The sequence below is a fragment of the Paraburkholderia translucens genome (assembly GCF_020881035.1).
Taxonomy (GTDB): domain Bacteria; phylum Pseudomonadota; class Gammaproteobacteria; order Burkholderiales; family Burkholderiaceae; genus Paraburkholderia; species Paraburkholderia translucens.
The window spans coordinates 317514-329644 of the sequence record NZ_JAJITC010000002.1 but is presented as its reverse complement, the minus strand read 5'-3'; the positions used below and the strand labels follow the sequence as shown (position 1 = coordinate 329644).

The window sequence follows — 12131 nt, the reverse complement described above, 5'->3', positions numbered from 1 at the left end:
AGGAGGCGTGACATATGGCTTACTTCGGCAAGTTTCTCGTGAACAACGCGCCGCTGTCGCCGCTCACCATCAATGGCATCGGCACATTCGACGCGTTTTCAGGTGATCGGCAATATCGCAATCGGGGCGGCTGCACGGCGGTGGTGGGCAAAGGACCAATTCCCGCTGGTAAATACTGGATCGTCGCGCGCCCTGCTGGCGGTGTAGGCTCCAGGGCTTTAGCGTGGATAAAAGATGCGTTTAATGCCTTTGATGGGGGGCCAACCGATCACAACGAATGGTTTGCGCTATATCGTGACGATGGTGCGATTGATGACTGGACGTGGGTCAATGGCGTCAAGCGTGGCCAGTTCCGGTTGCATCCGGCAGGTGGTCGGGGTGTCTCCCTTGGCTGCATTACTCTGGCGAGCCGTACTGATTTCCTGAGAATCCGCAACTCACTCCTGCACACCATGACGATCCCTGCTGGCATTTCGGGGCTTCGTGCCTACGGATCAATTGAGGTCATCACATATGGCAGCACTTGTCGCTAGCGTCTTCAAGATCGCGCTTTTTATCGGGTTGTTTCTTCTTTCATTTCGCTATGTCCGGATATCCCATCAGTGGACAGAAGGTGAAGCGCGAGCATGGTGGGGGGCTTCGGATTGGCTCGGTGTCCGTGACCCCGAAGATTTGTATATCGGGGTGTGGCTCACTATCGAACTGATCGCGGCGGTGCTGGCGTATGTGGCGATCATGAAGCTATGGCGGTGGTATCGCACGAAGTAGATGAACGCCCCGGCGACGGGGCTTTTCTATTTTTGCCCAGGAGAGTCGCCCATCGTCTACGCCCCGGCTTTTCGGAGTTTCCTGAAGTCTGCACCTGGTACATACACCTGGCATTGAACCGTCGCCGCAAAGGTGCGCGTCCTCGGGGCGCGCTTTTTGGTTTATGCGAAAGAAGCGGCAAATCCGGAATCGACCTATAGCGCCAGCGGCTCGCGCTTACGCGCAAGGTTCAACAACGGAGGGAATCCATGCCGGACGCAACGACGTACAACCAGCGCAGTCAGGAGGCGTGAAACATGGCTTACTTCGGCAAATTTCTCGTGGACAATGCGCCGCTGTCAACGCTCGTCATTAATGGCATCGGCACATTCGACGCCTATTCTGGCAACGGCCAATACCGCAATCGGGGCGGCTGCACAATGGTTCCTAATAACGGGCCGATCCCCGCTGGCAAGTACTGGATCGTCCCGCGCCCTACTGGCGGCGTGCGCTCTGCGGTAGAAACGTGGTTAAAAGATGAGTTCAATTACTACTCGTCGCGCCCGACCGATCACAGTGAATGGTTTGCACTGTATCGTGATGATGGGCTAATCGACGATTACACATGGATCAACGGCGTGCGGCGTGGGAACTTCAGGTTGCATCCGGCAGGTGGTCGGGGTGTTTCGCTTGGCTGCATTACCCTGCCTAGCCGTGATGATTTTCTACTGATCCGCCACGCACTGCTGCATACCATGACGATCCCTGCTGGCAATTCGGGGCTTCGCGCCTATGGAGCAATTGAGGTCATCACATATGGCAATACCTGTCCGAAGGGTGCTTAAAGTCCTGGTGTTTATAGGTCTATACCTTCTGTCATTTCGATTTGTTCGACCGTACGACGATGGGTGGACCGAGTCCGAGATGCGTGCATGGATACACGCTTCGGAGGTGCTAGGCATCCGTGACCCCGAAAACCTGTATATCGGCCTGTGGCTCACTATCGAACTGATCGCGGCGGTGCTGGCGTATGTGGCGATCATGAAGCTATGGCGGTGGTATCGCACGAAGTAGATGAACGCCCCGGCGACGGGGCTTTTCTATTTTTTTGCCCAGGAGAGTCGCCCATCGTCTACGCCCCGGCTTTTCGGAGTTTCCTGAAGTCTGCGCCGGGCACATACACCTGCCATTGAACCGTCGCCGCAAAGGTGCGCGTCCTCGGGGCGCGCTTTTTGGTCCAGGCGAAAAAAGCGGCAAATCTGGAATCGACCTATAGCGCCAGCGGCTCGCGCGCCTACGGTCAAAGTTCAACAACGGAGGGAACTTATGCAGGACGCAATGACGTACAACCAGCGCAATCAGGATGCGTGACATATGGCCTACACCGGCAAGTTTCTCGTGAACAACGCGCCGCTGTCGCCGCTCACCATTAATGGCATCGGCACGTTCAACGCGTACTCAGGCAACAATCAATACCGCAATCGGGGCGGCTGCACGAGGGTGCCTAATGATGGGGCGCTTCCCCCCGGTGAATACTGGATCGTCGACCGCCCCACGGGCGGCATCCTTCTCAGGTGTTTGCATGGGCAAAGGATGAGTGGAATGCAGCCATGGGTCACCCATCGAATCACGGTGAATGGTTCGCGCTATATCGTGATGATGGAACGATTGATAATGTGACGTGGATCAACTGCGTCAAACGCGGGCAGTTCCGTTTGCATCCGGCGGGCGGACGCGGGATTTCGCTTGGCTGCACCACGCTGCCGAGGCATAGCGACTTTATGACAATCCGAAACGCGCTGCTGCACACCGTCAAAATTCCCGCGCGCTGTTCAGGCCTTCTCGCCTACGGAACAATTGAGGTCATCACATATGGCAACACTTGCCCGTGGGGTGTTCAAGATCGCTCTGTTTATCGGCCTGTTCTATCTCTCCTTGCTTTATGTCCGTCCGTACCCCTATGAGTGGACAGAAAGCGAGTCGCGCGCGTGGTTCGCTGCTTCGCGCTGGCTCGGTGTCCGCGATCCCGAAGATTTGTATTTCGTGGTGTGGGTAACGATTCAACTGATCGCGGCGGTGCTGGCGTATGTGGCGATCATGAAGCTATGGCGGTGGTATCGCACGAAGTAGAGGTGAACGGATTACGAATTCCCGGCCGATACTCATGATACATATGAGCCACTTTCGAGGCGGCAAAGGCTGTTTCGACCCACAAAAAGGCGCCCTCGGGCGCCTTTGCCGCCTCTGCTCACCGCTTGCCCTTCTTCACCACCATCCACCTCGGCGACTTGAACCGCACGATGCTCACGTAAAGCCACACATAAGTCGCCGCGAACACGACAACGAAGCAGAACAGATGCAGCGTGTGCCGCCAGAACAGCGTCGCCGGCACGACCGCCACCAGGCACAGCAGCCACAGGTACGGTGAGGTCAGCGAGTTGCGGCGCGTCAGCTCGCGCGCGGTGCGCGCGCCTACTGCCCAGCGCATCAGCCGCTTGTAGACCAGCATGTGCAGATGCACGCCATCCGGAATGCCCGGCGACATGCCGCGAATGAACTTCTTGCGGTAGATCGAGAAGCAGGTCTCGAAGATCGGGTACATGAAGAGCAGCACCGGATACCATGCGGACACGTCGCGATTGCGCATCACGAGCAGGATCGACAGCTCGGCGAGCATGAAGCCGATGAAGTACGCGCCGCCGTCGCCGAGAAAAATCAGCCCGGCCGGGAAGTTCCAGATGAAGAAGCCGAGTACCGCGCCCATCATCATGAACGACGCGGACAGCACGACCGGATCGTGCACCTGGAATGCGACATACGCGAGCGACGCGAACATCATGAACGCGACCATCGACGCGAGGCCGTTGAACCCGTCGATGATATTGATCGCGTTGGCGAGCGCCGCGACCGCGAGCACCGTGACCACGAACGAGACGGGCGCGTATGACAGCAGAAAGTCCAGCGGCGGCACGCTGATGCGCGTGACCGCGATGTCGAGAAAAAACCACGCGAGCGCGGCGGCCGCCATCGTGCACACGAGGCGCACGAGCGGCGACACTCTCTTGGTGAGATCTTCGGCGAGCCCCGAGCCGAACGCCGGCATGCCGCACGCAATGAGCCCGAGAATGCCGCCCGACACAGCCGGATACGCGCGATGCAATTGCACCGCGGAGACGATCAGCCCGACCAGAATCCCGGTCCCGCCGATGCGCGGCACCGGACGCACGTGGAATTTCTGCACGCCGGCCAGATCCGTATCCGTCGAGAATTTTTCATGCAGATGCGCATAGCGCACGATCAACAGCGTGATCAGCAGGGAAACGAGAAAGCCGAGCGCAAAACTGAGCATGAAAGTGGGCCTGAACGAAGACGCGGAATTATACAAACACGAAACGCGCGGCGTCCGGCGCGCGCCGGAGGACCCCCGCTTTCATGCGCAAGGGCGAAAATCCCAGATAACGAGACCAAAACCGCCCGCAGAGGCCCACGGACGCTCGCTTCTCATGGATTCCCCCTATGCGGCGCGCGCGTGTCGCGGCCGTAAACATGGATGCGACGAAGTGTAAGTCGCGCGTAACAAAGAGGTTCCGGAGACCCAATGCTAAATAACATCACAATTCGTGGCGGGCTGACGCTCGTGATTAGCGTATTTGTCGCTTTCCTTCTGACGGTGATCGCTGTCGGCTACGGCGCGCTGAAGCTCGCCAACGGCAGCCTCGACGACGCGCAGCGCAGTGCCGCAGCGCTGTCGCATCTGAAGGCGAGTTCCGAGAAACTTCTGCAGGTGCAGCTCGCATTGGGCACCTATCAGACGCTGTTCAGCATCGGCAAGCAGACCGACGATCTGCTGCCGGCCGCGCACAAGGTGCTGGTCGATTCGAACAACGACTTCCGCAACTACATGGCCGGCCCGTTCGAGAGCGACGCGGAGCGCAAGCTCGCGCAGAGCGTCGGGGACGCGCGCACAGCACTCGTCGACAAGGCGATCGAGCCGGAATTCAAGGCGTTGACCGATTACGACTTCAACACGTTCCGCAATATCCAGGGCGACACCGCGAACAGTCTCTACGCGTCCTACTCGAAAGCGATCGACGCGCTCGAGAAAGCGCAGATGGACAATCAGCATCAGCAGGCGGCGACCGGCGCGCAACGCTTCCAGCTTGCGACGGTGCTGTTCGGTGCGATCGCGGTGATCGCGCTCGTGATCGCCGTGGGCGCGCGCATCGCGTTGTCGTCGGCGCTGATCAAGCCGGTCAACGCGACGGTCAAGCACTTCGAGCGCATCGCCGCCGGCGACCTGAGCGGCGCGATCAAGGTGAAGTCACGCAACGAGATGGGCCAGTTACTCGGCGCGCTGACGCGGATGCGCGACGGCCTCGTCGAAACGGTCGCCAAGGTGCGCGGCAGCACGACCGCGATTACTCAAGGCGCGAACGAAATCGCGTCGGGCAATGCCGATCTGTCGGCGCGCACCGAGCAGCAGGCGGCCGCGCTGCAACAGACCGCGGCGAGCATGGAGCAGCTCTCGGCGACCGTGAAGCAGAACGCCGACAACGCGAAGCAGGCAAATCGCCTCGCGCACGGCGCGCTCGACACGGTCACACGCGGCGGCAAAGTGGTGTCGCGCGTGACGGAGACGATGGACGGCATCAGCGAATCGTCACGCAAGGTGACGGAGATCATCGGCATGATCGAAGGGATCGCGTTCCAGACCAACATCCTCGCGCTGAACGCGGCCGTCGAGGCGGCGCGCGCGGGCGAGCAGGGGCGCGGCTTCGCGGTGGTCGCCTCGGAGGTGCGCAGCCTCGCGCAGCGTTCGGGCGCGGCGGCCAAGGAGATCAAGGAGCTGATCGGCGAATCGGCCGCCAAGGTCGAGGAGGGCGCGTCGCTGGTGTCGGATGCGCAGAAGACGATTCAGGAAGCGATGAAAGCGGTCGAGCGCGTGACCGGCGTGATGAGCGAGATCGAGGCGTCGGCGCTCGAGCAGAGCGACGGCATCGAGCAGGTCAACAAGGCGGTGTCGCAGATCGACGAAGTCACGCAGCACAATGCGGCGCTTGTCGAGCAGGCGGCGGCCGCCGCGAAGTCGCTGGAGGAGCAGGCCATCATCCTCAAGGATGCCATTTCGGTGTTTCGTCTCGGGGGGACGTCGCCAGCGTTCGCCTAAGCGCCGAAAAATGTGCCGGAGCGGGTGCTTGTCGCGCCGGCGGCTCACTTAGAATCCTGTTTTCCGGACTGCGGCAGGTGTCCAATCGCGGCAATGCGTTGGACGGGAAACGAAAACAGGTACTTCATGCTCAAAGAGTCGGCGGCTTGCCTGATCGCGACGATTTGCGTCGCGTTGTTCATCATCTTGTTTGGACAGACTTTTTCGTCTGTGCCGCTCCATGAACTCGGAGATTTTGCGGCGAACTCCGTGCTGATAGCCGATGCCAAGCATCTGAAGCTGCTCGTCGGCCATTATTCGCGTGTCGGCTTCAATCATCCTGGCCCCGCGTTTCTCTACGTGCTCGCCGCGGGAGAGGTTGCGTTTTTCGATCTGACGCACTGGGTCGCATCGCCGTTTTCCGGCCAGATCTATGCGGTCGCGCTGCTATCCGCTTTCTGGATCGTGGCGATCGGGGCGCTGTTGCGCAGGATGCTTGGCTCGCTCGCGGGTGCCGTGACGACGACGGCGCTATTTGTCGGCGTGACCGCGTACATCAACTACCAGGCGTTTGCGGGTCCGTGGTTTCCGCATCTTTATTACTTCGCTTTCGCCGCGTTCACGGTGTCGATCGCCGCATTGATCATGGGGCGTAGCGACGGACTCCTGCTGCTTGCCGTCAGTCTTGGGTTTCTGCTGAATGGTCATGCGTCCTTTCTCGGCATGACGGCGATCATGCTGGTGTGCGCGCTCGTCGCCAATACGGCGGCCCGCGCGAGGTCGAACGTCAGAGGCACCTGGCTGTTAGGTCGCGACTATCTCGCGGCGAATGTTCGCACGATCGCTGTCGCGTTGGCGATCGTGGCGCTGTTTCTGCTCCCACTCGTCATTCAGACGGCCGTTCATTTTCCCGGACCGCTTGCGGACTATGCTGCCTTTGGGCACGCCCATAAGCCGAACCGTCCAGTGGATGCCGTGCGCTTTGTCGGTCTTTTCTGGAGTAATGGAATCTTTGGGATTCTCTTCGGCGCCGCCGCTTGCGCGATTCTCGTGACCAACGATCCCGCGCGGGACGGTGAAGGCCGTGTCGCGCCGGAGCGGGCCTTGGCATTGGCGCTGGCGAGTGCGACGCTCGCGTTCCTCTTTTATTCCATTTTCGGAGTCGACAACCTGTCGTTGACCTACGTCGGCATCTTCTACTACGCCGTGCCGGCTCTTGCACTGACGCTGCTGGTGAAGCGCTTGCTCGACAACGTGGTGGTCGCGACCATGCCCGTCGCAGTCATCGTCTGCGTGGCCGCGGGTGCTTTCACTGCGATCAGGATTCATCAACCTCCTGAGAACATTTCCCAATACAACGATCCGGACATTCCCGCTGCTTACGTTGCGATCGGCAAGCTGGAAGCGAGTGGCGTTCCCGCCGTGCTCGATCTCGATGGCTCCGCGAATTGGGAGCAGCTTTGGTCTACGCTGGTCGGCGTGGAGGCCTATGCGAAGCGCCGGGGTAGCCTGCCGTTCTGCATCGCGCAGAACTGGCAGCTCGTGTTCGCTCGATCGGCGCGTTGCGCTCCGGACGTGGTCCAGAGCGCCCACACGCGATTTCTCGTCTCGGCGGTGCCGAAGGATGGCATGACCGGCGCGGTGAAAGTTGCCGGCCTGTATTTTTATCCGCGCGAATCCGTGAAGTAATGCTACCGGCAACGGTTAAGGTCGGGCCGCGGATGGCCAGCCCGACGCAACTTACCGGTGCGTCGGGCCGCCTGCAGCTTCGCTGCTAGCTTACGCAAACCCCTGCGGATTCATCGACTGCCAGCGCCAATGGTCCGCGCACATCCGCTCGATGCCGAACTGCGCGCGCCAGCCGATGATTTTCTCGGCCGCGCCCGGATCCGCGAAACACTGTGCGACGTCGCCAGGGCGCCGCTCGACGATCTCATACGGTACCGGCCTGCCCGATGCCTGCTCGAACGAGCGCACCACGTCGAGCACGCTATAGCCTTGACCCGTACCGAGATTGACGACGAAGCTCGCATCGCGCTTGACGAGCGCATCGAGCGCGGCGAGATGCCCGCGCGCGAGATCGACCACGTGGATGTAGTCGCGCACGCCGGTGCCGTCGGGCGTCTCGTAGTCGCCGCCGAACACGCGCAGTTTGGCGAGCTTGCCGACCGCGACCTGCGCGACGTACGGCATCAGGTTGTTCGGAATGCCCGCCGGATCTTCGCCGATCAGACCGCTTTCATGCGCGCCGACCGGATTGAAGTAGCGCAGCGTCGCGATGCGCCATGACGGGTCCGACACTTCGAGATCGCGCAGGACCTGCTCGGCGATCAGCTTCGACTGGCCATACGGATTGGTCGCCGAGAGCGGGAACGATTCGTCGATCGGCGAGCTTTTCGGCACGCCGTACACCGTGGCCGATGAGCTGAACACGAACTGCCTGACGTTGCGATCGCGCATCACGCCGAGCAGCGCCAGCAGGCTGCCGACGTTGTTCGCGTAGTACTCGATCGGCTTCGCGACCGATTCGCCCACCGCCTTGAGCGCCGCGAAGTGGATCGCACCGCTGATCGGATGCGCGTCGAAAATCCGCTGCAATGCCGCTGCGTCGCGCGCGTCGTCGTCGTAGAAGGTGAGCGCACGGCCGGTGATTTTCTCGACGCGCCGCAGCGATTCGCGCTTGCTGTTCACGAGGTTGTCGATCACCACGACGTCGTAGCCGCCGTTCAGCAGTTCGACGCAGGTGTGCGAGCCGATGAAACCCGCGCCGCCCGTAACCAGAATCGTACCCTTCGTGGTCATGCTGTTACTCCGTTAAAGTAAAACGCCCGTGATTTTTTGCACCAGGTCTTTATACGTTTCGACGACCATGCGTTCGTCGAATTCGGTCGCGACTTTCTGTCGGCCGCGTTCCGCCATTGCGCGCCGCTCGGCGATGCTCATGTCGAGCATGCGCGCGAGGCTCGCGGCGAGGCTCGCCGCATTGCGCGCTTCACACAACAAACCGTTGACTCCATCGGCTACCACTTCGCGGCAGCCGGGCACGTCGGTCGCGACGATTGGCCGGCCCATCGCCGATGCTTCCATCAGCGTGCGCGGCACGCCTTCGCGATACGACGGCAGCACCACGCAATCGGCATCGGCGATGAACGGCCGCACGTCGTGCGCTTCGCCCAGATACTCGATCACGCCTTCCTGTTCCCACGCGGCGACTTCGTCGCGCGTGATTGCGCTCGGATTGTCGACGCCGACCGGCCCGAGCAGCTGGAAGCGCGCGTGGCGGTAGCGCGCGCGCACCTGCCGCGCGGCTTCGACGTATTCGCCGACGCCTTTGTCCCACAGCAGCCGCCCGATCAGCACGAAACGAAACTCCGCGCGCTCGTGGAGCGGCGTGAACGCGAACTGCTCCAGATCGACGCCCTCACCGTGCAACAGCCGCGCGCGCTCGGGATGCGCGAGCAGCTTGCCGTCGATGAACGCGGCCTGATCGTCGCGATTCAGGAACCACACTTCGCGCGGAAAGCGGAACGCGAAACGATACAGTCTTTTGGCGATCTGCGCGGCGCGGCTGTGCTGGATGAACACGTAGCCGAGTCCCGTCGTCACCGCAACCGACTGCACACCGGCCAGCTTCGCCGCGATCGAGCCGTAGATGTTCGGCTTGATCGTGTAGTGAAACACGACGTGCGGACGAATCGCCCTGTATTGCCGGTAGAGCGCGACGAGCGTGCGCAGATCCTCGCCCGGACTCGTGCCCTTCGACGCCACCGGCAGCTCGATGCAGCGGCATCCCATTGCGGCGAGCAGCTCGAACGTGCGATCGCGCGGCGCGAGCACCGTCACGTCGACGCCGCGGCCGATCAGCATGCGGATCAACCCTTGCCGATACGTATAGATTGCCCAGGCCGTGTTGCAGACCAGTGTAACGCGCAGCGCGGGCGTCGACTTGAGAGAGGGCTTCATGCGAAGAAGGGCAGAACGTTGAATGAAGTGTGGACCAGGGAAATGAATACAGCGACAGCGTTTCACACGCAGCGCAAGTCAACCGCTTGCGCGCGGCGCGAGCAGCGCACGCTTGACCCGCTGCAAGGTGCGATAGGGCAGGACCAGATGCAGCAGATTCTTCGCGAGACCCAGCCAGTCGTACGGATTGGCCACGTTGAAGTAGCGCAACTGCAAACGCAGCGTCGAGCCGATCTGCCGGCGCCGCTTCGTCGCGCTGATGCCGCCTTCGTTCAGCTCGTAATAGAGGCCGAGTTCCGGCAGATTCGCGCAGTCGTAGCGTTCCATCAGACGTACGAACAGATCGAGGTCTTCGGCCGAACGATACTCGGCGCGATAGTTGCCCACCGTGCGCACGGCATCGATACGCAGCATCATCGAGGGATGCGCGAGGCATGAGCGGAAAAAGCGTTGGCGCCGGATCGCGTTCGGCTCGGCCGGCGGCGTCAGCATGAAAACCGGTTCGCCCGCGCGCGTGACGACCTGGGTCCACATGCCGAGGCCCGCCACATGCGGATGCGCTTCCATGAATGCGCGCTGCTTTGCGAGCCGCAGCGGCACCGCGCGGTCTCCCGCGTCGATACGCGCTGCATAGCGAAAGCCGCGCTGCGCGAGCGCGTCGATGCCGGTTTGCAGGGCGCGCTCGATGCCGCTGTTCTGCCCCATGCGCAGCACTTCGATCTTCAGGTTCGACAGCGTGGGCGCGACGATCGGCGGCGTGCTGCCGTCATCGACGATCAGTACGTGCACCAGCGCACTTTCCTCGAACGACGCGAGCGTAGAATCGACAGCGGCCTGGCCGTTATAAGCGGGCATCAGCACCGCGACGTCGTCGAGCGTGGTTTGCGCGGTGGCGGATGAATTCGTCATGGGCGCAATTTGAAACGGATGTAATAAAGATTGACCGACGCGGCCGTCAGATAGCCGGCCGCGAGGCCCACGAGCGCGCCGTATGCGCCGAGTCGCGGGATCGCCAGCAGATTGACCGCGAACGCGACGGCGAGCGCGAGCAGCCACTTCGCGAGCAACACGAATTTGGCCTGATACTTGAGGACGACCAGATTGCCGATCGCCTCGATACCGGCCGGCACGGACAGCCATACGGCCCAGCGGAAGATGTCGATCGCGCCTTCGAATTCCGGCCCGAACACGCGGCGGATGATGAAGCCCGCGAGCAGATCGAGCACCAGCGCGCCGCCCACCATCAGCACGGCGGTCAGCGCGGTGAGCCGCCACACGTTGCGGCGCAGTTGCGCGATGCCCTGCACGCGATAGACGAACGCCGGCGCGATGGTTTGCGCGAGCATCAGCGCGAGCGTGATCCAGTTCTCGTTCAACTGCTGGGCGGCCGAATAGCGTCCGAGGTCGGCGAACGAAATGGCGCGTTCGAGCATCAGCCGGTCCAGTTTCAGGAACAGGTACATACAGATGAGTCCGACCCAGAACACGGTGCCCGCGCTCGCGAAATGCCTGAAGAGCGTCCGGTCGAGGTGCCAGCCGAGCTTGCCGCCATGGTGGCGCATAAAGTAGAGCAACAGCACCGCGCCGATCGCCGCCGATTCGAGCGCCCACAGCCAGCCGAAGCGCGCGGGCGCGGCCATCGCTTGAACCAGCAGATAGACGAGGCCGGCTTTGATTACTGCTGTGCTCATGCTGGTCAGCAACTGCGGCTTGCTAAAGGTCATGCTCTGTAGCCACGCGTTGATCACGCCGACGAACGGTTCGCGAAACAGCATGGTCACCGCGAGACCCGCGAGCATCGCGCCGACGAGCGGTTCGAACCAATGCAGTGCAATCGCGAGCCACGTGAGCAGCACCGCCGCGGCCGACACGCAAATGCGCAGCGCAAAGGCGCTGCCGAGCACGGTGCCGAGTTGTTCGGGCGGCCGGCTGACGATGGTTGGTACGAGGATTTCCGCGCCGCAGACCCAGGTGATGGGCGAGAGCACCAGCAGCAGCGTGTTCGCGTACTGCCATTTGCCGAACGTATCGGGCCCGAAGTACCGCGCGAGCATGCCGCTGATCACGATCGCGACGCCGATCTGCGTGAGCCGCTCGAGCCCCAGCCAGACGATGTTCGTCAACGCGCGCGAGACGTCCGGATTGGCGAAGCGCTTGAGCGTCAGCATCCGTTGGCCGTTCGCCGCTGCGCGCCGGTCAAGCCGCCTCGCGCGGCCCTGCATGCAGTGCCATGCGCGTTCGCCCGCCCGGCCGGCAGCCTCGGCAACTTTGCAAA

Annotated in this window: 12 protein-coding genes and 1 pseudogene; 8 read left to right on the top strand and 5 right to left on the bottom strand. The window is 61.9% G+C overall.

The features are described 5' to 3' along the window. Positions 1-14: 14 nt before the first annotated feature. The 6 genes and pseudogenes from LJ655_RS04735 (at position 15) to LJ655_RS04705 (ending at position 2877) form a co-directional block, all read left to right on the top strand. Positions 15-533 carry a DUF2778 domain-containing protein gene (locus LJ655_RS04735; RefSeq protein WP_230560099.1) on the top strand — a complete coding sequence of 173 codons (519 nt, stop codon included), beginning with the start codon at positions 15-17 and terminating at the stop codon, positions 531-533. Further along, entirely contained in the window at positions 514-768 is a 255-nt protein-coding gene (locus tag LJ655_RS04730) for a hypothetical protein (RefSeq protein WP_230560098.1), read from the top strand. The genes LJ655_RS04735 and LJ655_RS04730 overlap by 20 nt, the downstream gene beginning before the upstream one ends. 296 nt (positions 769-1064) lie before the next feature. After that, positions 1065-1592, top strand: coding sequence for a DUF2778 domain-containing protein (locus LJ655_RS04725; protein WP_230560097.1), 528 nt, complete (start codon positions 1065-1067; stop codon positions 1590-1592). A 79-nt stretch (positions 1593-1671) separates the two neighbouring features. Then, positions 1672-1821 (top strand): hypothetical protein, encoded by a 150-nt coding sequence (locus LJ655_RS30170; protein WP_329959675.1) that lies wholly within the window; start codon positions 1672-1674, stop codon positions 1819-1821. A gap of 300 nt (positions 1822-2121) precedes the next feature. Beyond that, a pseudogene (locus LJ655_RS30165) lies at positions 2122-2636 on the top strand (DUF2778 domain-containing protein); the annotation flags it as partial. Then, positions 2620-2877: a hypothetical protein gene (locus LJ655_RS04705; protein ID WP_230560093.1), complete on the top strand. Its 258-nt coding sequence runs from the start codon at positions 2620-2622 to the stop codon at positions 2875-2877. The pseudogene LJ655_RS30165 and the gene LJ655_RS04705, both read left to right, overlap by 17 nt. Positions 2878-2995: 118 nt before the next feature. Here the strand turns inward: LJ655_RS04705 and LJ655_RS04700 are convergent, their stop codons facing one another. After that, positions 2996-4096, bottom strand: coding sequence for an MraY family glycosyltransferase (locus LJ655_RS04700; protein ID WP_230560092.1), 1101 nt, complete (start codon positions 4094-4096; stop codon positions 2996-2998). 249 nt (positions 4097-4345) lie between these two features. Here LJ655_RS04700 and LJ655_RS04695 point away from each other — a divergent pair, with 249 nt between their 5' ends. Both LJ655_RS04695 and LJ655_RS04690 read left to right on the top strand, forming a co-directional pair. Then, entirely contained in the window at positions 4346-5914 is a 1569-nt protein-coding gene (locus LJ655_RS04695; RefSeq protein ID WP_230560091.1) for a methyl-accepting chemotaxis protein, read from the top strand. Between the two features lie 126 nt (positions 5915-6040). Further along, positions 6041-7582 (top strand): hypothetical protein, encoded by a 1542-nt coding sequence (locus LJ655_RS04690; protein WP_230560090.1) that lies wholly within the window; start codon positions 6041-6043, stop codon positions 7580-7582. A 90-nt stretch (positions 7583-7672) separates the two neighbouring features. Here the strand turns inward: LJ655_RS04690 and galE are convergent, their stop codons facing one another. The 4 genes from galE to LJ655_RS04670 form a co-directional block, all read right to left on the bottom strand. Beyond that, a complete protein-coding gene (galE, locus tag LJ655_RS04685; RefSeq protein WP_230560089.1) occupies positions 7673-8695 on the bottom strand; it encodes a UDP-glucose 4-epimerase GalE in 1023 nt (340 codons plus the stop codon). Positions 8696-8707: 12 nt separating this feature from the next. Then, positions 8708-9856 carry a glycosyltransferase family 4 protein gene (locus LJ655_RS04680; RefSeq protein WP_230560088.1) on the bottom strand — a complete coding sequence of 383 codons (1149 nt, stop codon included), beginning with the start codon at positions 9854-9856 and terminating at the stop codon, positions 8708-8710. Between the two features lie 78 nt (positions 9857-9934). Then, a complete protein-coding gene (locus tag LJ655_RS04675; protein ID WP_230560087.1) occupies positions 9935-10765 on the bottom strand; it encodes a glycosyltransferase in 831 nt (276 codons plus the stop codon). Further along, positions 10762-12024 (bottom strand): oligosaccharide flippase family protein, encoded by a 1263-nt coding sequence (locus LJ655_RS04670; protein ID WP_230560086.1) that lies wholly within the window; start codon positions 12022-12024, stop codon positions 10762-10764. The genes LJ655_RS04675 and LJ655_RS04670 overlap by 4 nt, the downstream gene beginning before the upstream one ends. Between the last annotated feature and the right edge of the window lie 107 nt (positions 12025-12131).

Bases quoted from the DNA above. Each gene is read 5' to 3' on its own strand.
- LJ655_RS04735 (WP_230560099.1), top strand. From the start codon at position 15: ATGGCTTACTTCGGCAAGTTTCTCGTGAACAACGCGCCGCTGTCGCCG.
- LJ655_RS04730 (WP_230560098.1), top strand. From the start codon at position 514: ATGGCAGCACTTGTCGCTAGCGTCTTCAAGATCGCGCTTTTTATCGGG.
- LJ655_RS04725 (WP_230560097.1), top strand. From the start codon at position 1,065: ATGGCTTACTTCGGCAAATTTCTCGTGGACAATGCGCCGCTGTCAACG.
- LJ655_RS30170 (WP_329959675.1), top strand. From the start codon at position 1,672: ATGCGTGCATGGATACACGCTTCGGAGGTGCTAGGCATCCGTGACCCC.
- LJ655_RS04705 (WP_230560093.1), top strand. From the start codon at position 2,620: ATGGCAACACTTGCCCGTGGGGTGTTCAAGATCGCTCTGTTTATCGGC.
- LJ655_RS04700 (WP_230560092.1), bottom strand. From the start codon at position 4,096: ATGCTCAGTTTTGCGCTCGGCTTTCTCGTTTCCCTGCTGATCACGCTG.
- LJ655_RS04695 (WP_230560091.1), top strand. From the start codon at position 4,346: ATGCTAAATAACATCACAATTCGTGGCGGGCTGACGCTCGTGATTAGC.
- LJ655_RS04690 (WP_230560090.1), top strand. From the start codon at position 6,041: ATGCTCAAAGAGTCGGCGGCTTGCCTGATCGCGACGATTTGCGTCGCG.
- galE (WP_230560089.1), bottom strand. From the start codon at position 8,695: ATGACCACGAAGGGTACGATTCTGGTTACGGGCGGCGCGGGTTTCATC.
- LJ655_RS04680 (WP_230560088.1), bottom strand. From the start codon at position 9,856: ATGAAGCCCTCTCTCAAGTCGACGCCCGCGCTGCGCGTTACACTGGTC.
- LJ655_RS04675 (WP_230560087.1), bottom strand. From the start codon at position 10,765: ATGACGAATTCATCCGCCACCGCGCAAACCACGCTCGACGACGTCGCG.
- LJ655_RS04670 (WP_230560086.1), bottom strand. From the start codon at position 12,024: ATGCTGACGCTCAAGCGCTTCGCCAATCCGGACGTCTCGCGCGCGTTG.